Source organism: Pseudomonas sp. GM41(2012) (genome assembly GCF_000282315.2).
GTDB lineage: Bacteria > Pseudomonadota > Gammaproteobacteria > Pseudomonadales > Pseudomonadaceae > Aquipseudomonas.
Map to the genome: position 1 here is coordinate 1,746,946 of NZ_AKJN02000006.1, position 22,387 is coordinate 1,769,332.

A 22,387-nucleotide genomic window follows, 5' to 3' on the forward strand; every position below is an offset into this window, starting at 1 on the left:
CCTCATGAGCGATCAGCCTTCCCCGTATGACAACACCAAACCGACGACACGAGTCCGAATCCCGCATCTGAAGCAGATGAAAATTGAAGGCCAGAAATGGGCCATGCTTACCGCGTATGACATGTACAGCGCCGCAATTTTCGAAGAGGCCGGTATACCCGTCCTGCTGGTGGGCGACTCCGCGTCCAACAATGTCTACGGCAATGACTCCACGTTATCCGTCACCGTAGACGAACTGATTCCTCTGGTTCGTGCCGTCAGCCGTTCGACACGGCGGGCGCTGGTGATTGCCGACCTGCCTTTCGGCTCTTATCAAGCATCGGCGGAGCAATGCTTCCACACGGCCGTGCGATTCATGAAAGAGGCCGGTGCGCATGCGGTCAAGCTCGAAGGCGGCATCGAAATGCTGCCTCAGGTCGAGAAGCTTGTTAGCTCAGGCATACCTGTCATGGTGCACATTGGCTTCACACCTCAGATGGAACATCAACTGGGTGGCTACCGCGTCCAGGGCCGGGGCGAAGATGCACAGCGTCTGATAGACAGTGCCAAGGCATTTGAAACAGCAGGCGCATTCGCTATTTTGATTGAGATGGTGCCGGGGGATGTGGGACGAGCAATCACTGAAGCCGTTTCAATTCCTACCGTCGGGATTGGCGCGGGTAACCAATGCGATGCCCAAGTGCTGGTGTGGCAGGACATGGCAGGGCTGCGCACTGGTCGCCTACCGCGCTTCGTCAAACAGTACGCCGACCTTCGTTCGGTACTTCACACGGCAGCGAGCGACTTTGCACGCGAAGTCGGTGAAGGGACATTTCCAAGTCCTGAACATACGTTTTAACCGTCCACCCTCATCAATCCATGGAGCCTTTATGAAGAGTCCGAGACAACGTGCCGCCGAAGGCCTCCAGGTCGGTGACCGGTTCACGATAGCCCGCTGTTTCTCAGATGACGATATTCGACAATTCGCGCAGGTTTCCCGCGACTACAACCCGGTCCATTGCGACGCACGCTATGCACAGCTGCGTAAGTTCAAGGCACCCATTGCCCATGGACTTCTGACAGCCAGTTTAGTGACGGAGATTGGCGGGCAAATCGGTTGGCTGGCAACCGGAATGAATTTCGTGTTCAAGCGACCGGTTTACGCAGGAGAACAGATCACCTGCCACTGGCTCATCACTGACATCGACGAACGCGGCCACGCTAAAGCCGAAGTCAGGATAATGAATGCAGAAGGCATCACTGTGATGGAGGCAACAACTTCTGGTGTGCTACCTGGAACTGAAGAGCGTGAATGCCTCAAGCTGATGCTGTCTGAAGGGGCCCCCACCAACGGTGCTGCCAAATCCATGAATTGATGGCTTAGAAAATGGCTCGCTGAATTGAGGCGTCCTTGCCCCGTTGTCACGATTTTATGCAGCCTTTAGCGTTCTGAACCGAATATTCAATGCCTCCACCGGCAACGCAAAAATGGCGCAAAAATGGGACAGATTTATTTTTGTGCGTAATTGCACAAGAAAATAGATTCGCCCCTCCACGATTATTAAGGCTGAACACCCTTAATTTTCTCCAAGCGCAATGGATAACCATTTGCTGGTTGTACCACCGTCTCGCTTTCGACAGTCTGGATAACACGCCCCTCCGCATCCTTAGTTACCGCAACGGTCTTGCTATAGGTACTCTGGACAACGCAGCCATTCATGGTCAACATGAGGAAAATCATAGTTAGTACTTTATTATTTTTCATGTGGAAGCTCCTTTCCTGGTTATGTTTGATACTTATAAAACTCAGCCCCTGTATACAATGGCATCGTTCAGCGCCTTTTCTACGAGAATAATTTCTTGTTTTTCATTGCTTCTCAGCACTGCATTTTCGCCGGACGAGATTGTTAACACGACTCTATATTCAGAATTCTTTTTTATACGAGTTAACAAGTAAATACCTGCAACCATTAGAGCAATTGGTTGCAAATAATAAATTGGACGGCCTTTAAAGGCGATGAGAAAAAGCACCCAAACAATCCCTCCTATGGCAATAAGCGCCGGAGCAGTGTACGAGAAAGTTGTATCGACTTCGATTACTCTAACAGAGTTTACAGACGACAAAGCGTCGGTCTGATTATTGACGATAAATCTGACGCTGGTGACTTTTATATTGTCACTCTCATAGAAAGTCTTTTCGTCCATGAGTCACTCCCAGCCTTCTTATTGTTGTTAGGCGACATACATTGTCGCGCTTGCTAACGATACGATATCGCATACTACATGCCATAATTTCTCGATCAGCTCAGGCTGCAAACGAAGCATAGCTACTAATTTTCCATTGGGTTATCCACTGCCGAAATTGGCCGATTTCTGCCTTTCACGACGGGCATTGATCGGCCAAAAGCAGTCCTGCGAGTCGCTTGTTAACCAACGCCTGTAAATGACCTCGCTTGAATGTCAGCCTTGGCTCAGATAGCGACTTGGCCCAAGCTGCGAGCCTTTGACTTAACCGGCGAAAAGGACACGCAGAAACTCAACCGCGCACCAGGTAGGCTCCTGACGGAACCCGATCTCGCAGCTTCTTGCATTTGCCGGGTTTTGGCTGATGCCCGGGCGGGCGATCAGGAAACCAGATTCGGCATTTACCCGGAGGCGGCCAATGGCCGCGGGGAATCCCGACCTCATCGTACGTGGGCTCTGGCGCGACGGAAGCCACTGGCAATTCTCCTTCGGGCCCTGGCCCGCCAGCCGTCGGCGAATCCGATACCCTCTCTGCCTGTGCGCTAGCGAAGTTGCCAGCGTTGGCTTGTTCAGCAGCGGCCATTTCTGCTTCACGGCGCTTTTGAACCTCCTCTTTGAGCCCCTCCTGTACTGCGACCTGGTCCTCTTTGGCGTTGGGTGAGGTACTCGAAGCCTTGGCGTGCTGCGCCGCCTGGATCAATTGGAAGTTGCGGTTGCGTAACTCGACGTTGCGACCAACCCGCATGTTCGAGCGCGCCGCCAACGTTTCAGCCTGCTCGTACTGCCCCTGCTGAAGACGCAACACACCAAGGTAATGCAGCGTCGCGGGATTGTTCGGCTGGATATGCAGGGCACGCTCCAGCGTGGCAGCTGCTTGGTCCAACTGGCCATTTTCATACTGCCGCGAGGCGGTTTCGATTAGCGTGGTTGATGCGCTGTTACTTTGCGAGGGCGCCTTTCGCTCGGCTGCAACCGAGCAAAGCGACGCGACGGCGCAGAACGCCAGGATGAGACCCGGCAGAAAACTCTTGGTTGGCATCAGGGGGCGGACTCGGCGGATCTAGGACGGCACTGCCGTAAAGCAGGCCACCAGCGCTGCTCGGCGTCGCCGATACAGGGCCCCTGTTGACCTGGCCATTACCCCGAAGTTCCCGCTGCAACGGGCCCATCGGCACCGGATCTTCTCATGCGGATTGTCTTCGCCAAGTGCCGGGTGATGTGCCGAACTGGCGCTTGAATGCGCGACTGAACGCAGCTTCGGATTCATAGCCCACTGCAAAGCCGATTTGCGCCACATTCCCGCGACCTTCGCGCAAGTGTTGAGCCGCCACGTGCATACGCCAGAGCGTCAGGTATTGCATCGGTGGCTGTCCGACCAATGCCGTGAATCGCTCCGCGAATACCGAGCGCGACATGCCCACTTCAAGCGCCAGGGCTTCTGCCGTCCAGCCCTCGGTTGGGCGAGCATGGAGCAACGCCAGTGCGCGCCCGATATGCGGATCTCGCAAACCCGCCAGCCACCCGCGCCGTTCAGCGGGGAGGTTCGCGACATACTGGCTGACGGCTTCGACGAACAACAATTCGGATAGCTTGGCGATGACCGTTGTCGAGCCGACGCGCCCCGCCGCGATCTCACTGACAGCGAAACGGAATGAGCTTTCAATCCAGGCCCCCGAAGCCGTCGCGCGGACATCTAGTTTCAATAAGGATGGCAGCGACGAAAGCAACGGGCTGAACGGTGTTTCAGAGCCGAGGAATCCGCACAATAACTGTGTGGCCTCGCCGCCTCCGCCGTACTTGATACGTGAAATGCCGCCGACTTCCGGCGGCTGAATAACTTCGCGCGCCGACATGGGCGCAATGCTCAGATCACTGCCAAAAGTATGAACGTCATTGCGAGGCAACAGAATGAGTTCGCCTGCCCGCACATCGAGGGTGGCGCCGTCGTCGATTCGCAATTGCATGTGCCCCGCCGCGACAAAATGCGACGCAATGACATGTCGAGGTGCCGCCAGGAACGGTTTGCAATCGTCTGCAGAAATTCTTCCGCTGATGCACCAAGGCGCAGTGAGCTCCGCCTCGAGGAAAACCCCTCCAGACAGCCGAATCACACGCAAGACATCAGAAAGCGCATCCAACAACTGCCAGCCCTCCTTTCCGGAGTCCGGAGCATGTAATCAGGCGCACTGGTCATTCGCCGCCTGAACTGCGAGGCCTAGATTAGCACCAACGTGGACTCAGTGATCGAGACGCTCCCCAGACGCTTCACCAATGGTCATTGCCCCGCGTTAACCGTAATTGGCCCATTCCAACTCGACCACGGAAGCCGGAGATCAATATGAACACCGCAGCTACCCTACCCCGCCCGGATTCGGGCAACGCCGCCCGTTATGCTCAAATCGTCAGATCATCCAAGAAAGCGGAATGGCAGATCGATCGCGATTTGCTACAGGACCGTAGCTTCGACTTCTCGCGAAAATTCTTGCCCGACGGACTATCGCAGATCGACCGCCTGACCTTTCTCGCCGCGGACGAGGCGCGCCTGCTCAGCCAGATTCAGGGCCGAACCTATGCGTATATCTTTGGCCTGGTCGAGCGTTTTATCAGTGCCAAAATGCTCGATCAAGGCCGGGCCCATGTGTTTGACGATCAGCTCGCACTTGAAGCGCTGGTGCGCTTTTCCAACGACGAGATCAAGCATCAAGAGCTGTTCCGGCGCATTGAGACGATGATCAGTTCGCAATTACCGGCGGGATATCGTCAGGTTGCCGATCCAAACGATGTGGCGCACGCGGTACTGGCGGCCAGCACCTGGTCGGTGCTGGCGCTGACCTGTCATATCGAGCTGTTTGTTCAGACGCACTACGTGCAAAGCATCGCCCCGCGCGAGGAGTTGTGCCCACTCTTCAGGGATGTCTTCAAATTTCACTGGAAGGATGAAAGCCGGCACGTCGTACTCGATGAACTGGAGTGGGAGGCGGAGCACGCGAAACTCTCCCCGGCCGACCGCGACCAGGCAGTGAACGATCTGATTGCGCTGGTGGCCGCCGTCGACGCAATCCTGCAGGCACAATCGGCATCCGATGCCGACTACTTCATTCGAATTGCTTCGCGATCGTTCAGTGTCGATGAGACAGCGCAAATCAACGCCTCCGTGCTGAGCGCCTACCGCTGGCAATACATCATCTCGGGCGTGCAGCACCCACACTTTGGCCGGCTGCTTACGCGCATGACAACACCTGCACAGATGTCCAGGATTCAGACCGCACTGGCGCCCATCATGAGCAATTGATCGACAGGGGGCGACCGACCGCGCGTCGGTCGCACGACAGTGGGATGACGTACTGAAAATGATTGATTGAGGATGGCAGCCATGACGATTCCGATGTGGATGCTGCTTGGATTTGCGACCTGGACTTTACTGTTATTGATGGCAACCGTCGGGGTGTATCGCTGGGTCAGAATCCTGTTCTCGAATGTTCCGATTGCTTCTTTCCGAAGCGATCAGCTCGAAGGCGAGGATTGGTATCGGCGCGGGACACGAGCACACGCAAACTGTGTGGAAAATCTGCCTGTCTTTGGCGTCATCGTGTTGGTGATTTCAGCCCTTGGTGTCGACGGCCTTGCAGTGAGCTACTTGTCCATAATCGTCCTGATCGCTCGCGTGTGCCAGTCGCTGGTTCACGTATCCCATGTGCAAACCGATACGTTCGTGGCAGTTCGATTTGCCTTCTTTTGCGTGCAGTTGGTCTGTTTTCTCGCACTCATTGTGATAGCCGCTTGTTACGGCGCATGGATACTCAAATAGAGGGACGAATACAGGCCTGGTACTGCCAATCAACATTTCGCCAGAAGCAGACATTCAACGCTTAATTGTGAACCTCGCCTACACCTTTCATCCGATCATTACTGTTTCTCAATAGCCTCCAACTACGCTCCTCAAGTGGTACGAGGTCGCCTACGAACTCCGGCGGCCTGCACAACAGGAGAAAAGATGTTGCAAATCCATCTGCGACTAACGTTGTTTTCCGCCATTTTGTGCACTGCAAATAGCAGCCTGGTCATTGCCGACGACTCCGCGGAACTGGCTAAAAAAGCTTTGAATCCCGTCGCCGCGATGTACAGCCTTCCGGTGCAATACAACTGGGATCAAAAAATGGGGCCGGCCGGTGACGGCATGCACAGCGTCACAAACATTCAGCCCGTACTACCCTTTCGGTTGAACGACGATTGGAACCTGATCTCGCGCACGATCCTTCCGGTGATCGACCAGCACGGCCTGGCGCCGAATGGCGCGGCCGATAAATCCGGAATAGGCGATATCACCCAGAGCTTTTTCTTTTCGCCGACCAAACCTACTGAAAGTGGCTGGATACTTGGCGTTGGCCCGGCGCTGCTAATTCCTACCGGCAGCAATAAATTACTCAGCAGCAAACAGTGGGGTCTCGGGCCGACGGCGGTCGCGCTGAAACAATCCAACGGCTGGACCCGTGGCATTCTGGCTAACCATATATGGGGGCTAGACGGCAGTCCGCCGGACGACAAAGAGAAGGTCAATCAAACCTTCCTGCAACCGTTTTTCTCGTACACCACCAAGACTTACACCACGTTCGGGATCAACACCGAATCGACCTATGACTGGCAAACCCGCGAATGGGCAGTGCCGGTCAATCTGACAGTCACCCAGCTTCTGAAAATCGGTGGCCAACCGTTGACGATCCAGGCCGGCCCACGCTACTGGGTCGATAGCCCGGACGATGGCGCAGAAGGCTGGGGTTTTCGTGTGGCGGTGACGTTGTTGTTTCCCAAGTAAAAACCCGGTTCAAGGCTATAACCATCTGAACATGTAGCGTGCGTGTTACAGCTCCATGCCAAGCCGAACGTGTGGCCCGACATAAACGACGAATGACACTCAAATAAACCGCCTGCCTCAAGCGCAACGAAAACACCGTACTAGGCTTTCACGGGTACCTGGAACGGTAAGTGAGGTTCAATCCTGTCGTTAAAAGGTTTCCTCGAACCGTCCAGGCTAAAAGTTGGGGGGTTACTCACGAAGGTCATTGTTGTTTTGCCCACTTTGTTTGTGTGGCCCCAACAAGGATCAGAACTTGAGAAGGAAACCCGCATGAACAGGTTCTCGCACCGCTCCAGGTTTTACCTGGCATGTTCACTACTTGTGGCAATCAATATTGCCCACGCCGCACAGACTGAAAAAACCAACATCTTGTTTATCGTGTCCGATGATACCGGCTACGGTGACCTGGGTCCCTATGGTGGTGGCGTTGGCCGAGGCATGCCGACGCCCAGCATCGATGAACTCGCCGCAGAAGGCACAACCTTCTACTCGTTCTACGCCCAGCCCAGCTGCACCCCCGGCCGGGCGGCCATGCAGACCGGGCGCATCCCCAACCGCAGCGGCATGACCACCGTGGCCTTCCAGGGCCAGGGCGGTGGCCTGCCCGCAGCCGAATGGACCCTGGCGTCCGTGCTGAAAACCGGTGGCTACGAGACTTACTTCACCGGCAAGTGGCACTTGGGTGAAGCCGATTACGCCCTGCCCAATGCCCAGGGCTACGACGTGATGAAGTACGTCGGCCTGTATCACCTCAACGCCTACACCTATGCCGACCCGCAGTGGTTCCCGGACATGGATCCGGAAACCCGGGCAATGTTCCAGAAAGTTACCAGAGGGGCGTTGTCGGGCAAAGCGGGCGAAACGCCGGTCGAAGAGTTCAAGGTCAATGGCCAGTACGTCGACACCCCGGTCGTGGATGGCAAACCCGGTGTGGTCGGTATTCCGTTCTTTGACAGCTATGTCGAAAAAGCCGCGCTGGAGTTTCTCGATACCGCCTCAAAATCCAGCAAGCCGTTCTTTATCAACATCAACTTCATGAAGGTACACCAGCCCAACATGCCGGCACCGGAGTTCGTGCACAAGTCGATATCCAAGTCCAAGTACGCCGACTCGGTGGTGGAACTCGACACCCGTATTGGTCACATCATGGACAAGTTGAAAGCGCTGGGTATGGATAAAAATACCCTGGTGGTTTACACCACCGACAACGGTGCCTGGCAGGACGTTTATCCAGACGCCGGCTACACGCCGTTCCGCGGCACCAAAGGCACGGTGCGTGAAGGGGGCAACCGGGTGCCGGCGATCATGGTCTGGCCGGGTAAAATCAAGGCTGACGCGAAAAATCACGACATTCTCGGTGGACTCGACCTGATGGCGACATTCGCCTCTGTGGCCGGGGTCAAGCTGCCGGAGAAAGATCGCGACGGTCAGCCGATCATCTTCGACAGCTACGACATGACCCCGGTGTTGCTCGGAACCGGCCCTGACCCACGCAAGGAGTGGTTCTACTTCACCGAGAACGAGTTATCGCCGGGGGCCACCCGTGTCGGCCACTTCAAGGCGGTGTTCAACCTACGGGGGGATGATGGCGCCCAAACCGGTGGCCTCGCCGTCGACTCCAACCTTGGCTGGAAAGGAGCATCCAAGTACGTGGCGATCGTGCCGCAGGTCTTCGACTTGCTACAAGATCCTCAAGAGCGCTATGACATTTTCATGAATAACTACACCGAGCACACCTGGACCCTGGTGTCTATCAGCCAGGCAATCACCAAGCTGATGAAAACCTACGTCCAGTACCCACCCCGCAAACTGCAAAGCATGGGTTATGACGGGCCGATTGAATTGTCCAACTACCAGAAATTCCAGTCGGTCCGCGAAGACCTGGAGAAGGAGGGCATCCACCTGCCTATGCCCGCCGGTAATTAGTTGCGTGGCGGCAGCCTCGATAGAGGTTGCCGCTTCTACTTTCCCTTGGAAGACAAAACTCCGTCCGACGATTACTGGCCTGCTTGCGACCGACCGCTTTGGGTCGACAACAGCCCTTCGCGACGGGACGTTATCGGGCCGATTTCGGTCGGTCGTGACAGGCAGAAACCGGCCAAGAGCGGACAGTTGTTCTACTGCACAATTATCCAGGCAGTTCTACCCGCAAGGAGAGCGATCTTATGAAGCCCGTCAGAACTCGTCCCCTACAAAGTGCTGATGCTGAGGCGTTGCTGACATTCGAACTGGACAATCGGGAATGGTTCGAGAGCCACATTGACGCGCGCGGTTCTGCTTTTTACTCGGTGCAGGGCGTCACCGACCACATTGCCGCTTATTTAGCTGATTTTACCGCCGGAACCTCGCACCCATTCGTCATCGAAGATGACGGCGGAAACATCGTGGGTCGGTAGAACCTCAAAGGCATCGACATGACCGAGCGGTCGGCAGAAGTCGGCTACCGGATTGCCCAAAACGCTTGCGGACAGGGAAGGGGCAGAGCACGACTATCGGTTTGGTCTTTCGATTTAGATGGGTGAAGTTCCAGTAATTACCTTTCGCACGGGGGCATGATGCCCTCATTGCCGCCCTACCTGAGCCGCGAATACAGGCTGACAGCCAAAAAGCGATTAATCGGGTGCGTCCAAAAAAACAGGGACCATTCAAACCTGTTGTTCTGATCAACGATCAAGGCGCTCCCCTAATGACTCTGCCATCCGAACCAAATCAGCAAACGACTTTGCGTGCATTTTTTTCATTGCATGCCCGCGGTGAATTTTCACAGTGATCTCGCTCAGATTCATCTGCCCTGCAATCTGTTTGTTCATCAAACCTTTGACTGCAAGGGCCATTACCTCTTTCTCACGAACTGTCAGCGTCTGATAGTGGGCATGCAGATCTGAAAACTGCTGCTCCATTTGCCGGCGTCTGACATCTGCCTGCAGTGCGGCAGACACTGCATCCAAAAGGTCCTGTTCACGGAACGGTTTTGCCAAAAAATCCACCGCGCCGGCTTTCATCGCCTTGACAGACATTTCTATGTCCCCATGCCCAGTGATGAAAATAATCGGGATATTGGCATTGGATTTAGCTAACTGGCTTTGGAATTCAAGACCACTGTTACCTTGAAGTCGTACATCAAGGATTAAACAGCTGGCACACTCTGTCTTTGGCTGTTGAAGAAATTCCGCAGTGGATGCGAACGTCTCGACGTGTATGCCGGTGGAGCGTAAAAGATTGCTTAATGCGTTGCGCATGGAAGCGTCGTCGTCCACCACGAACACCATAGAACCATTACTGACTTGCTCACTGGATGGTGGATTTCCGTTCATGCACAGCCCTCTTTGATTGATTGAAGGAAAAAGTGTAGCACAACACTTTATACTGCGTAAGCGCACACAAGCATGGTTATAACCACCCGAAAACACTAGAGAAAATCATGCCATAAAATACAGTTCCAACGCTAAAACAAAAGAAAGCAGATAACGTGGGCAATGAAGAAACGCCCTGACTTGAGCACTACAACTTTCTCCACCAATACACCAACTGCAAAAATGCTCGCAGTTATTGGAAAAAATCCTGTATTGATTTTCACCCATTCTTGAACGCGCACGACTGACGATTTCATCGCTTGAATATTCACACGACTCCTGTATTAGCCAGACTGGCTTGCCGTTTGCGAAGCTTTCAAGATCGGCCACTTCGATGGGCCCCGGTTTGAGTGAACCGCTAAATCCTGAGTAATGCGCTACGTCTCCACACCCAAGATATATTCCATGATGTAAATAAAATTTGCGCGGGCTAATCAAGTGCGAGCCTATTGGCAAATCACCTGCATCCTTTTCTACATGCACTAACCTTAATGGAAGCATGAAAGAGCTTTGGGGAAACTCACCGCTATCGTGGCGTTCGTCGAACATGAAACTTTCGAGTATCAGCGCCTTCAAATAGCCGACGAACTCCATTGCCATTAGTGTCAGACAAAAAACGATTTCTGATCGAAGCGATGAAAACCCACTTTTCAGCTTAATAGCTAGAGTATTCACGACTGATTCTCCGCAGACCTTGATATGCAATATATCGCCAGGCCTGCGAAGCTTCATTTGTACCCATGATTAATTTAAGCAACCATTAATATACTCCCCCTAAACCTAAGTATTAAACCGAGCGCCTGATTGCAGGCACCCAGAGTGCAATAAACTCAATCATGCTCTACAGGAAGTGTGAATTGAACGGTAGCACCGCGGGGCCGGTTGACCGTTGCCCACAAGCGGCCGCCATGTGCCTCGATGATCGAGCGACAGATTGATAACCCCATTCCCAATCCGGTGGGCTTGGTGGTGTAGAAAGAAGCGAAAATCTGCTCGGTGTTTTCCGAGGCAAACCCTGGCCCCGAATCGCTCACACTGACGAGCACACAACCGGCGTCATTTAACAGAGCGCTGATGTGCAATTGGCGTTCACCCTCGCTCACACCATTCATGGCCTCGAGCGCATTCATGATCAAGTTGAGCAGCACCTGTTGCAGTTCAACGCGATCGCCTTCGATAAAGGGCAAACCGTCTTTGAGTTGAGTCAGAATCAAGGCCCCACTCTTCACGATCTGGCCACGGGTGAACTCGATCATCTCGCGAATCGCAGCGTTGATGTCCACTGCCCCCTTTTGCGGGGGGGCCTTGCGAATATGCCGACGAATTCCACCCAATACATCGGCTGCTCGAGTGGCATCCATGATGAGACTGCCAAGTACTTTGCGGACCTCTTCGATCTCCGGTGGCTGGGTGTTCAGCCAGCGCAGCGCGGCGTTGGCATTGAGGATGGCCGCAGCAATCGGTTGATTGACTTCATGAGCAATCGAGGCCACAAGTTGTCCCATGGTCGCGACGCGGTTCGCGTGGGCCAACTCCGTTTGCACCTCGCGATAGCGCCGTTCGCTTTCACGGATTTTTTCTTCCGCCTGCTTGCGTTCGGTCAGATCCAGCACGAAAGCGACCCCCTCCTTGCTGCTGGCTTCAAACATAGCCAAACCGACAATCACCGGCAGGCGGCGACCATCCTTTGTGAAATACTCCTTTTCGTAGGGTTGGGCATAACCGGTACGCACCGCCTGCGCCAAAAAGTGCTCGCTGAGCTCACGAAATTCCGGTGTGGTCAGATCTCTCCAGCGCAGGCAGCCCGAGACAAGATCCTCTCGCTCGTAGCCCACCATGCGAAGAAAGGCGTCATTGGCCTCGATGATGTCACCGTCGGCGTTCCAGACGAGGATCCCTATGATGTTGGCGTCCACGAGACGCCGAATCTTCCCTTCGCGCTCCGCGACCTCGCGGTACAAACGGGCATTTTCCAGCGAAATGGCAGCCTGTGAAGCCACCAGTTTCAACACGGCAATCCGGGTTGGGCTGAACACACGGGCGGTCAGATTGTTTTCGAGGTAGAGCGCACCGGTCAGTTTGGCCTGGTTCATCAATGGCAGGCAGAGAACCGATCGGACGTGGTGCCGACGTATATAGGGGTCTTCGGCAAACGGGGCCTCGGTCAGGGCATCATCAAGAAAAACACTCTCACCCGTGCGCAGGACATGGTAGAGCAGTGACTCCGGCAGCAACGCCGAAGTCATCGGCTCATCGCGCAACTGCATCGAATGGCTGCCAGTGATAACTTGCGCGGCTATACGATGCTCACCCGTATCCGACAGAATCAACACGCCTCGTTCGGCGCCGGCCTGTTCGATGGCCGTGCGCATGATCATGTCGATGAGCTTTTCCAGGACGATTTCGCCCGACACGGCCTGCGAGACCTTTATCACGGTGGCCAGATCGAGGTGTTCGACCGGTGCGGCCATCGTAGTTGTCGGGCCGAGCGTTTGTTCTTCAGACCTCAGCAACGGATACCGCGCCTCAAGCTGCCGCACCTTGCCATCAGCGCCCCAACGCAGGTAGCCGTAGCGAGCGTCTTGCAAGTAAACGCGGGCTACTTTCCCAAGACCGCGGGCCGTGTAGAAGCGAGACGCCAGTTCGTTGGCAAGGGCTTCGATATGGACAAAGCCGCTCTTCTGCGCCGAGTGGATGGCTTGTTCGTAAAGCAACTCAGCCTCGATCATGCGCCCTTCGACGCGGGCGATCTCGGCGTCGACCAGCGCGGTCCGGCTCGCGAAATTCTCTGGGCACTGTTCAGCCCAGATCCGGAGTTGCCGGTGATCCGTCGCCATTGCGATCAAGTGCTGCGCACGTTCGTCCACCGGGACACTGTCGCACCATCGGGCACGAGCCAGCGCGTCATAGAAATAAAATTCAGCCTCCTCGAAGAACAAATAGGACGTCCATAGCAACTGCTGTGCCTTTGCAGCGGCTTGCATGGCCGCCTTGGGGTCGTCGGCCATGTAGCATGCCTGTAATTTGCGGACCCAGTACCAGCACTCCGCCAATGCCAGGTCCGGATTGCTGGACAGGTGAGCTTCGGTGCCTGGCTCGTCAAACTGTCCATCATCAAAACAACCGAATATTGGCGTCGAACCCCGGAGCATCCGGATCAGCGCCAGTTGTGTGCCAATGAAATCGGTGACCAGCCCGAAACGCACCTTCCTGGCGTAATCCAGGCCACGTTCGGCTTCGTCTTGTACCTCGGACAATGGCTCGCCGGCGAAGAGAGAGTCGGAGGTGAGGCTGTTGCCCGCATAAGCACCATACGGCAGGTCACCGATCCGGTTCGCCGCAACAAATGAGCGGTGCAGCAGGTCGCGGCATTGCCCTACGGGCTTCATCCAGCGCACCGCAAAATTCGAGAAGCAAAGATAGGTACTGGCTTCGAATCGCTTCAGGCCTCGTTGTTCAACGAGTTCGCAGCCGAGTTGGCCGAATCGAAATCCTGCCTGGTAGTCGCCGAAACGCCGTCCGGCCACTCTGAATGCATTGGCGTAATGCACACATGAGGCATCGCAGTTGCCCCCTTCGAGGCTCAGGCTGATCGCCTTGCAGATCAACAGGTCCGTCAGGTTCGCATCCGTCTGCAAGGCAGGTGGAAAGAGCTTGCTCAGCGCGCTGACGGTCATGAGGGAGCCCGCATCCTCCATCAGCGGCAAATCGATGAGTTCCTCGATTTCCCGATCGCCCAGTAACGACCAGATATGGTCGTACTCCTGGCGCACTTCATCGTCGCTCGGATGGGCCGACCACTCGATGCCCACATGCCGCAGATAGGCGAGACAGACAGCGACCGCACCATCGCTGCGATCCAGTAGCAGGTAGACATCCATTTGCAGACACACGACGTTGGCTCGTTCGATCGTAGTCGTGGCGCGATCCGACAGCGCCGCCAGGCGCTTGTCCGCGACCGATAACTGTCCCGTCAGCAGCTCGCATTCGGCCCGGTTCAACTCCAGCGCGAACATCAACCCATGTAGACGCGTCCAACAGCTGTCGTCCAACAGCTGCGCACCCGTGGTGAGATAGTTGAGTGCCGAAGCATAGGCCGTTGACGCCTTGGCGCGCTGGCCGGCCATCAGGTTGAGCTCTGCCAATTGCTCCCGCTCGGCCTGATCGGTGAGCAGCACTGCGCCGCTGTTGAGCTGGCCGACGATGTCAAAGATCGCCTCCTCCCGCCCTTGCAGGGGCGTCTGCGCTGCGAGTAGCCGGCCGATTCGCAGGTGAGCCTCGGCGCGAGCTCCCTTGGGGATCAGTGAATAGGCCGCTTCATGAATACGGTCATGAACAAAACCATAAGCGTCTTCCAGTCGCTGAACCAACTCTTGGCGTACGGCGTCCCACAATACTGTGCGGATCTGTGCCTGGGGGATGCCCAGAACGGTCGAAAGTGTCGTGGACCCGGCAACGTTCCCCAGACAGGCAAGCTGCTGTAATGCCAGTTGCGTTTCAGTCGGCAAGCGGGTCAGCTTGCCGACCATCAGGTCCACGATGTTGTCGGTGTAACCCTTGGCATGGATGCGCTCCGGGCTCCAGCACCACTGCCTTGCTTGATGATCGAAGGTCAGCAGCTGTTCGTCAGCGAGCGTTTGCAGAAACTGGATCACGAAAAACGGGTTGCCGGCGGTTTTGTCCAGCACCAACTGCGCCAGGGGCTCAATCTGCGCCAGCTCGTCATGAAGCGCATCCGCAATCAACTGCTCAATGTGTTCCTTCGCGAGCGGCGCCAGAGTGATTTCATCAATCCTGCCCCCCGCGCTCCGTATGGCCTGAAGTTTGCCCATTAGTGGGTGTGTGACACTGACCTCATTGCTGCGGTAGGCACCCACCAGCATCAGATGCCGCACATCCGAGCTGGTCAACAGATCCTCCAGCAGATCGAGCGTTGCCGCGTCGATCCACTGCAGATCGTCCAGGAACAGGGCAAGCGGATGCTCCGCCCGGGCAAATACACCGATAAAGCGCCGGAACACCAGGAGGAAACGGCGTTGCGCCTGTTGAGGCTCAAGTGTCTGCAGCGGTGGCGGCTCACCAATGATGAGCTTCAGTTCGGGAATGAGGTCGGTCATGAGCCCCGCGTTGGCATCCAGCGCGTTCTGTAATGCGTCACGCCATTGCGCCAGTTCTGTGTCGTGCTTGCCAAGCAGCGTGCGCACCAGGCTTTGAAATGCCTGCACCAACGTCGAATAGGGAATATCGCGCCGGTATTGATCGAACTTGCCGGCAGCGAAGAGTCCTCGCGGCGGGACCAGCGCTTTGTGCAGCTCATTGACCACAGAGGATTTGCCAATACCGGAATAGCCGGTGACTAACATGAGTTCCGGCGCGCTACTTGCGATGATCCGATCGAACGCAGCGATCAAGGTACTGACCTCCTGTTCGCGCCCGTAGAGTTTCTCGGGAATCATCAGCCGGTCGGATGTCCCTTGCTCGCCCAACGCAAAGTCATTGATGTGGCGCAAGGACTCCCAGTCTGCCAGGCATTGCCGCAGATCGTGTTCAACACTCGCAGCCGTCTGGTAGCGCTCCTCAGCGGTCTTGGCGAGCAGCTTCATGACAATCCGGGAAAGCACGTCGGGAACGGTTTCGACCCGCACGCTCGGTGGCTGCGGTTTTTTGGCGATATGGCAATGCACCCATTCTATCGGGTCAGAGGCCGTAAACGGCAGCGAGCCCGTCAGCATCTGGTAAAGCGTGACGCCGAAAGAATAGAGGTCGCTGCGCAAATCGATCGAGCGATTCATCCTGCCGGTCTGCTCCGGTGCCATGTAGGCGAGCGTGCCGGCGATGGTCTCAGGCGCCTGTCGCTCACGCGGTAGCCACGAGGCGAGGCCGAACCCTGTAAGCCGGGCCTGACCGTCGGAGCAGTTGACCAAAATATGAGAGGGCTTGATGTCCTTATGAACGAGTCCGCGCTGGTGCAACTTCCCCAATGCCTGCGCGATGCTAATAGCAAGACGCAGAAAAGTGGGTGTTTCCATGGGGGCAACCAACAGCTGCACAAGCGGCGTACCACCCGTATCTTCGAGCAGCAGATACATCTGCCCACTTTCTCGCACCATCTCAAGCGGACGCACCGCCCAAGAACCATCCAGTTGGTCCTTCAAACCAAACTCGTGGGCGAAGCGGCCAAGACAAGCAGGAAGCGGTTGTTCAGCAGCGGGTCGTGCAACGAGAACACTGCGGTCGCCTTCAACACCCGAGCGTAACTCTCGACAGAGGGTACGCTCGCCATCGTTCCATAGTATCTGCATGTTGTTTTCCGTCGGAGCGGGAACAATAAGTAGGTTCTTGACTACCGCACATTGCCGTCACGCTGTATCCAGTGTCGCGCCGCACATGCCGATGCCGCCGCAATAGCCTACAACAGCTTCCAGTACCATTAGAACTTAGATCTGATCCAGTCCACCGTCGGCACAAAGGTCAATGCCAGTGATAAAGCTACCGGGGGGACGCTTCACGGAACAACGTAGCCTCAATTCATGCTACGGCCAGAGGCACGGGCTGCTCTTGATGTTGACCGAGATATCGACAGAAGCACGAACGCAACCAGCGCTCCCGAGGGTCGTTGTGGGCCGCGCCGCGCCAAGCCATGGATAAGTCCGGCGCCGGTAGCGCCAATGGCGCAAAGTCGGCACGCATCCCTTCCATTCGCGCCATGGCCCGGGCGACGTAGTCCGGGACGATCGCAATCATGTCGCTGCCAGCGAGCAAAGCGGGCAAGGCACTGAACTGCGGAACAGCCAGTACTACCCTGCGCTGCCGACCGACCAGACTCAGGGCATGGTCGGCATCGTCGATGACATTCCCCATCGAAGAGACAACCACATGAGGCCGTCTGCAAAAGTCATCCAGCGCCAGGGAGCCGGGGTCCGAATCGGCGCGCAATAGCATGGGTTGCATCGGCCGCAGGCTTTTGCAATGGGCACTGGCCGGCAGTTCTTGCGCAAAGCTGATACCCACGGAAATCTCTCCCGAGGTCAGCAATTGGGGTAATTGCCGATGGTCCACTCTGCGCACCACCAGCGTGATGTTTGGCGCCTCATCCCGCAGGTGCTTGATCAAACGTGGAAGCAGCGCGTACTCGACATCGTCAGAGAGTCCGATATGAAAGGTCTCGTCACTGGTCAGTGGGTCGAACGTCTGGGCACAACTCAAGGCGACAGCGATGCCATCCAGCGCTGGCGTCAGCCGCGCATGAATTTCTTCTGCGCGCGCAGTCGGCTCCATCACCCTGCCAGTGCGGATGAACAGCGGATCATTGAACATCGAACGCAGTCGGCCGAGGGCGCTGCTGATAGTGGCCTGACACAGAAAAAGTCTCTCTGCGGCCCGGGTAACGTTGCGTTCGCACATCACTGTTTCGAAGACAATCAACAGATTGATGTCGGCACGCCGCAGATCATTTCTGTTCATCACGTTCACCGCCTAGGCACAAGGCCGCATGGGTAAGGGGATATCCAACAACCGTTCGCTGCACAACCTGTTTTGCCGGAGGCCAACGAGGTGGTTCAAGCTTATGCAAGCCAACGGCAAGACGTCACTTGTACCTAGGTTCAGCCGATGTATCCCTTGGTTGGGCGGCTGTGAACGTGGGTATGCGCGCAATCGCGACCCTGTAGCGCAAGACTAACCTGGGCGTCATCAAACTTCTAAGTAGACTGTCTACACTTTGGTCTTAGCCAACTATACATTGGTATACTTTTACACCTTATAAGTTGGCGTATGTTGTAGTAACGGCCAAAGCTGTCACGAGCACCCCACATGAAGCAAGATACGCAAATACGCAATTCAAAGATTATCGCCATCGTCGATGATGATGACTCGGTTCGGACAGCGCTTAAAAGCTTGCTGCGGTCCTGCGGTTACAAAGTTAAAACTTATTGCAGCGCTCTGGAGTTTCTCAACGCAAATGCCCCCGCTCAAACACATTGCCTTGTTTCCGATATCCAGATGCCGGGAATGAGCGGCTTGGAGCTTCATAAGCAGCTCGTCGCAATGGGCTTTCACATTCCCACCATATTCATCACTGCTTATCCTGAAGCCCTCCCTCCCCTTAGCACCGATACGCCTGCGCTGATTGCCTATCTGCCTAAACCTTGTGATACCAACACGCTTCTGAACTACATCGAAACAGCCCTCCTCCAGCAGAACTGAGCGCGCTCTGAAAGTTCTCTTTTGCATCCAATACAAACCTTCGTATATCCCCATACCACTGACGTATAGCTTTTTTGAACCGACGTAGAAGTGCACCTGAAAGAATCCAGCAATAACCTAAATCCACAGCGGGCGACCTGCTGCTTTCAACATAGACGCCTCGACTTTCGGCGCCTGTGTATCGCTCCACCAAACTTGAAGAATAACTTCAAGAACATTGAAAACCTTTTTGAGGAACAACTGATGAAACAGCATATTCTGGTTATTGGTGCGGGGTTCGGTGGTGTGTGGAGTGCATTGAGCGCCGCCCGCCTACTGGATAAACACAGTCGTAGCGACGTCGAAATCACCCTGCTGGCGCCCCAGGCGCAATTGCGCATTCGTCCCCGTTTCTACGAAAGCGACGTACACAAAATGTTCGCTCCCTTGGACGGGTTGTTCGACTCGGTTGGTGTGCGTTTCATCAAAGGCACCGCCGAGCATATTGATGAACTTGCAAGGACCGTTGGCTACCGTGATGAGGCTGGCCGCTGGGGCACGTTGGGCTACGACCGCCTGGTACTTGCGGCTGGCAGCCAGTTAGCCCGTCCGCCGGTACCAGGCCTTGACGCCCACGCCTTCGACGTTGATCAGATCGAAGCCGCGGCGCGCCTGGAGAACCACCTGAAATCCCTCAAGAACCGCCCCTCCAGCGTTGCCCGCAACACGGTGGTTATCGCGGGCGGCGGTTTCACCGGTATCGAGACCGGCACCGAAATGCCTGCACGCCTGAAGTCTTTGCTCGGCAATGATCAGGACATCCGCGTGATCATCATCGACCGTGCGCCTCAGATCGGCGCGACCATGGGTGATGGGATTCGTCCATCGATCATTGAGGCGTCCGACTACCTGGGCATTGAATGGGTGGTCAACGCGAGTGTGGCGGCGGTGGACGGCAACGGCGTAACTCTCGCCGATGGTCGCCGCATCGAGAGCCAAACAGTGATCTGGACCGTAGGTTTCCGTGCCAGTCCGCTGACCCAACAGATAGCCAGCGCCCGCGATGCCCAGGGACGCTTGCATGTCGATGAGAATCTGAAAGTGTCTGGCCAGGAGCATGTGTATGCCGCTGGCGATGTCGCCTATGCCGCCACCGACGACCTCGGCAACTTCGCAGCGATGTCCTGCCAGCATGCGATCTCTCTGGGTCGTCACGCCGGGAACAACGTCGCTGCGGACCTGCTCGGTGTCGCACCCACTCCCTACCGTCAGCCCAAATACGTGACCTGCCTCGATCTGGGCGCCTGGGGCGCTGTGTTTACTGAAGGCTGGGATCGCCAGCTCAAGCTCGTCAAGGAACCGGCCAAGGAGCTCAAGACGCAGATCAACACCCAGTGGATCTACCCGCCGGCAGCTGATCGGGCCACCGCCCTGGCAGCAGCCGACCCGATGATTCCGGTGGCTTGAAGCCCCCTCCACCTGAACCCGACGTGACCCAAGCAATAGGAGAAGGACCATGACAATGCAGTTGAACCACCCGACCCAAAAGGATGGGGCACAGAAAAGGAACGCTCAGCAGGAGTCAAACATGAGCTTGCACAACACGGGGTCCGAGGAGCTGGTTCCTTCGCGCTATGCGCTGCGGATCGGCGATATTGACGTGCTGGTGGTCAGTGATGGGGTGCTGCCGCTGCCGACCGAGACGATGTCCACCAATGCCGACCCAGCCGCCCGCGCGGCCTGGTTCAAGGACATGTTCCTGGGGCCGGATGCGTTCGATTGGGCGCTGAACGTACTGGTGGTGCGTAGTGGCGACAAGCTCATCCTCGTCGACGCTGGACTGGGAGGGCAGTTCCCCGGCTTTCCGCGGGCCGGGCAGTTTCCCAAACGACTGAAGGCCGCCGGTATCGAACTTGCGTCCGTGACCGACGTGGTGATCACCCACATGCACATGGACCATATTGGCGGGCTGCTTGTCGATGAGGTGAAGAGCCAACTGCGTCCAGATCTGCGTATCCACGTTTCGGCCACCGAGGTCGCGTTCTGGGAGTCGCCCGATTTCTCCCTCACCGCCATGCCGTCGCCGGTGCCGGACGTCCTGCGGGCAACAGCCAATCAGTTCATTAACGAATACCGCAGCAAGGTGCGCACGTTCGAGGATGAGTATGAGGTGGCGCCAGGAGTGGTCGTCAAGCTCACCGGCGGCCACACCCCAGGGCACAGCGTGGTCTACGTGACATCCGGTGGTGAGCGATTGACCTTCGCAGGCGACGCCCTGTTCCCGGTCGCCTTCGAACACCCCGACTGGCATAACGGCTTTGAACATGACCCAGAGGAATCGATTCGCGTCCGTGTCCGCCTTATGCAAGAGGCGGCGGCGAGCGGTGAGCTGTTCGTGGCGACTCACCTGCCCTTCCCCTCCGTTGGCCGGGTGGCGGTGGACGGTGACGCCTTTCGCTGGGTAGCGGGTTTCTGGGACTACTGATCGCTTGTCGGGTTTTCGCCTCCGTCCAAAGCCAAGGCAGCCTGCTCGCACGGGATGTAGAGGACGGGCGGAGGCACGAATCTCCCTGAGCAACAACACTTGATCGAGAGACCGCCAATGAAAGACTCCAATCAGGAGATAGATCTCCAGCGTCGGGCCATATTGACAAGTTCAGTAGTAGTGGCCGCCAGTTTGTTGGTACCGCTTTCCAGTTTTTCCGAGTTGACGCAGGCCGCTGATAAGCACTCTGCAACCCAACACAAACCAGATCACGAGGGGATGCACGCCATGAATTTCATTACGACCAAAGACGGCACCGAGATTTTCTACAAGGATTGGGGTCCGAAAGACGTGACGCCCATCGTATTTCACCACGGCTGGCCACTGAGCGCGGACGACTGGGACAACCAGATGATGTTTTTCTTGCTCAAAGGCTATCGGGTGATCGCTCACGACCGCCGCGGTCACGGGCGCTCGACCCAAACTTGGGTGGGCAACGAAATGGACACCTATACCGCCGATGTCATCGAGCTGACCGATGCGCTCGACCTTAAAGGTGCGATCCATGTCGGCCATTCGACCGGTGGTGGTGAAGTAGCGCGCTACGCCGCTCGAGCCAAACCGGGACGCGTTGCCAAGGCCGTACTGATCAGCGCGGTTCCCCCCATCATGGTTAAGTCAGAGAAGAACCCCGGCGGTTTACCTCTGGAAGTGTTCGACGGGTTCCGTTCGGCACTGGCCGCCAGCCGCGCACAGTTTTACGTGGACGTGCCGTCGGGGCCGTTCTACGGTTTCAATCGACCCGGGGCCAAGGTTTCACAAGGCGTGATCGACAACTGGTGGCGTCAAGGCATGATGGGCGGTGCAAAAGCTCATTACGACTGCATCAAAGCGTTTTCCGAGACCGACTTCACCGAAGACCTGAAGGCGATTCAGGTGCCCACACTGGTCATGCATGGAGAGGATGATCAGATTGTGCCGTTTGCCGACTCTGCGCCGCTTTCGGCCAAACTATTGAAGCATTCCACTCTCAAGACGTACCCGGGCTTTCCTCACGGTATGCCGACGACCAACGCAGATCAGATCAACGCCGATTTGCTGGCGTTCATTCGCGGTTGAGCACTCACGTCGTGACGGCGGTCTCATCGCCGTCGCGGTGTTTGATCCTGGATCAACGATCATTTCAATCTTGCTGACAGGCAGAAATCGGCCAACAGTGGACATTCAGAATCGGATTTTTTTCCATGCCTACTGGGAGCGATTGAGGCGGGTGTGACAGTACGACCC

At 56.2% G+C, this 22,387-nt stretch carries 18 protein-coding genes and 1 pseudogene; 11 read left to right on the forward strand and 8 right to left on the reverse strand.

Annotation, left to right across the window (positions count from 1 at the left end; genetic code table 11):
* Window positions 1-4 precede the first annotated feature (4 nt).
* Window positions 5-838 (forward strand): 3-methyl-2-oxobutanoate hydroxymethyltransferase, encoded by an 834-nt coding sequence (gene panB, locus PMI27_RS17990; protein ID WP_008154765.1) that lies wholly within the window; start codon window positions 5-7, stop codon window positions 836-838.
* Window positions 839-869: 31 nt separating this feature from the next.
* Window positions 870-1,355 carry a MaoC family dehydratase gene (locus PMI27_RS17985; RefSeq protein ID WP_008154766.1) on the forward strand — a complete coding sequence of 162 codons (486 nt, stop codon included), beginning with the start codon at window positions 870-872 and terminating at the stop codon, window positions 1,353-1,355.
* Window positions 1,356-1,540: 185 nt separating this feature from the next.
* Here the strand turns inward: PMI27_RS17985 and PMI27_RS17980 are convergent, their stop codons facing one another.
* The 4 genes from PMI27_RS17980 to PMI27_RS17965 form a co-directional block, all read right to left on the reverse strand.
* Window positions 1,541-1,744: a hypothetical protein gene (locus PMI27_RS17980; RefSeq protein WP_008154767.1), complete on the reverse strand. Its 204-nt coding sequence runs from the start codon at window positions 1,742-1,744 to the stop codon at window positions 1,541-1,543.
* A 41-nt stretch (window positions 1,745-1,785) separates the two neighbouring features.
* On the reverse strand, window positions 1,786-2,184 hold the full coding sequence (locus PMI27_RS17975) for a DUF6232 family protein (protein WP_008154768.1): 399 nt from the start codon (window positions 2,182-2,184) through the stop codon (window positions 1,786-1,788).
* 331 nt (window positions 2,185-2,515) lie between these two features.
* Entirely contained in the window at window positions 2,516-3,262 is a 747-nt protein-coding gene (locus tag PMI27_RS17970) for a tetratricopeptide repeat protein (RefSeq protein ID WP_008154769.1), read from the reverse strand.
* Between the two features lie 145 nt (window positions 3,263-3,407).
* The gene (locus tag PMI27_RS17965; protein ID WP_033053174.1) at window positions 3,408-4,364 is read right to left on the reverse strand and encodes an AraC family transcriptional regulator; all 957 of its coding nucleotides are present in this window, start codon (window positions 4,362-4,364) and stop codon (window positions 3,408-3,410) included.
* A gap of 197 nt (window positions 4,365-4,561) precedes the next feature.
* Here PMI27_RS17965 and PMI27_RS17960 point away from each other — a divergent pair, with 197 nt between their 5' ends.
* The 5 genes and pseudogenes from PMI27_RS17960 to PMI27_RS0229340 all read left to right on the forward strand — a co-directional run.
* A complete protein-coding gene (locus PMI27_RS17960) occupies window positions 4,562-5,515 on the forward strand; it encodes a diiron oxygenase (RefSeq protein WP_008154771.1) in 954 nt (317 codons plus the stop codon).
* 81 nt (window positions 5,516-5,596) lie between these two features.
* A complete protein-coding gene (locus PMI27_RS17955; RefSeq protein WP_008154772.1) occupies window positions 5,597-6,031 on the forward strand; it encodes an MAPEG family protein in 435 nt (144 codons plus the stop codon).
* A 186-nt stretch (window positions 6,032-6,217) separates the two neighbouring features.
* Window positions 6,218-7,036: a hypothetical protein gene (locus PMI27_RS17950; RefSeq protein WP_008154773.1), complete on the forward strand. Its 819-nt coding sequence runs from the start codon at window positions 6,218-6,220 to the stop codon at window positions 7,034-7,036.
* A 312-nt stretch (window positions 7,037-7,348) separates the two neighbouring features.
* Window positions 7,349-9,004, forward strand: coding sequence for an arylsulfatase (locus tag PMI27_RS17945; protein WP_008154774.1), 1,656 nt, complete (start codon window positions 7,349-7,351; stop codon window positions 9,002-9,004).
* Window positions 9,005-9,243: 239 nt separating this feature from the next.
* Window positions 9,244-9,552: pseudogene (locus PMI27_RS0229340) on the forward strand (GNAT family N-acetyltransferase); the annotation flags it as partial.
* A 189-nt stretch (window positions 9,553-9,741) separates the two neighbouring features.
* Here PMI27_RS0229340 and PMI27_RS17940 read toward each other — a convergent pair.
* The 4 genes from PMI27_RS17940 to PMI27_RS17930 form a co-directional block, all read right to left on the reverse strand.
* Window positions 9,742-10,392, reverse strand: a complete 651-nt coding sequence (locus tag PMI27_RS17940; RefSeq protein ID WP_008154777.1) for a response regulator transcription factor — start codon at window positions 10,390-10,392, stop codon at window positions 9,742-9,744.
* Window positions 10,393-10,497: 105 nt separating this feature from the next.
* The gene (locus tag PMI27_RS30395) at window positions 10,498-11,106 is read right to left on the reverse strand and encodes a lecithin retinol acyltransferase family protein (RefSeq protein ID WP_008154779.1); all 609 of its coding nucleotides are present in this window, start codon (window positions 11,104-11,106) and stop codon (window positions 10,498-10,500) included.
* 155 nt (window positions 11,107-11,261) lie between these two features.
* Window positions 11,262-16,733, reverse strand: coding sequence for a trifunctional serine/threonine-protein kinase/ATP-binding protein/sensor histidine kinase (locus PMI27_RS17935; RefSeq protein WP_008154781.1), 5,472 nt, complete (start codon window positions 16,731-16,733; stop codon window positions 11,262-11,264).
* A 226-nt stretch (window positions 16,734-16,959) separates the two neighbouring features.
* Complete coding sequence (locus tag PMI27_RS17930; protein WP_008154783.1) at window positions 16,960-17,895, reverse strand: LysR family transcriptional regulator; 936 nt, start codon at window positions 17,893-17,895, stop codon at window positions 16,960-16,962.
* Between the two features lie 348 nt (window positions 17,896-18,243).
* Here PMI27_RS17930 and PMI27_RS17925 point away from each other — a divergent pair, with 348 nt between their 5' ends.
* The 4 genes from PMI27_RS17925 to PMI27_RS17910 all read left to right on the forward strand — a co-directional run bounded on the left by PMI27_RS17925 (window position 18,244) and on the right by PMI27_RS17910 (window position 22,219).
* The gene (locus PMI27_RS17925) at window positions 18,244-18,636 is read left to right on the forward strand and encodes a response regulator transcription factor (protein ID WP_008154786.1); all 393 of its coding nucleotides are present in this window, start codon (window positions 18,244-18,246) and stop codon (window positions 18,634-18,636) included.
* A 243-nt stretch (window positions 18,637-18,879) separates the two neighbouring features.
* A complete protein-coding gene (locus PMI27_RS17920) occupies window positions 18,880-20,082 on the forward strand; it encodes an NAD(P)/FAD-dependent oxidoreductase (RefSeq protein ID WP_008154788.1) in 1,203 nt (400 codons plus the stop codon).
* 49 nt (window positions 20,083-20,131) lie between these two features.
* Window positions 20,132-21,100, forward strand: a complete 969-nt coding sequence (locus tag PMI27_RS17915; RefSeq protein WP_008154790.1) for an MBL fold metallo-hydrolase — start codon at window positions 20,132-20,134, stop codon at window positions 21,098-21,100.
* A 288-nt stretch (window positions 21,101-21,388) separates the two neighbouring features.
* Window positions 21,389-22,219: an alpha/beta fold hydrolase gene (locus PMI27_RS17910; RefSeq protein WP_033053354.1), complete on the forward strand. Its 831-nt coding sequence runs from the start codon at window positions 21,389-21,391 to the stop codon at window positions 22,217-22,219.
* Window positions 22,220-22,387 lie beyond the last annotated feature (168 nt).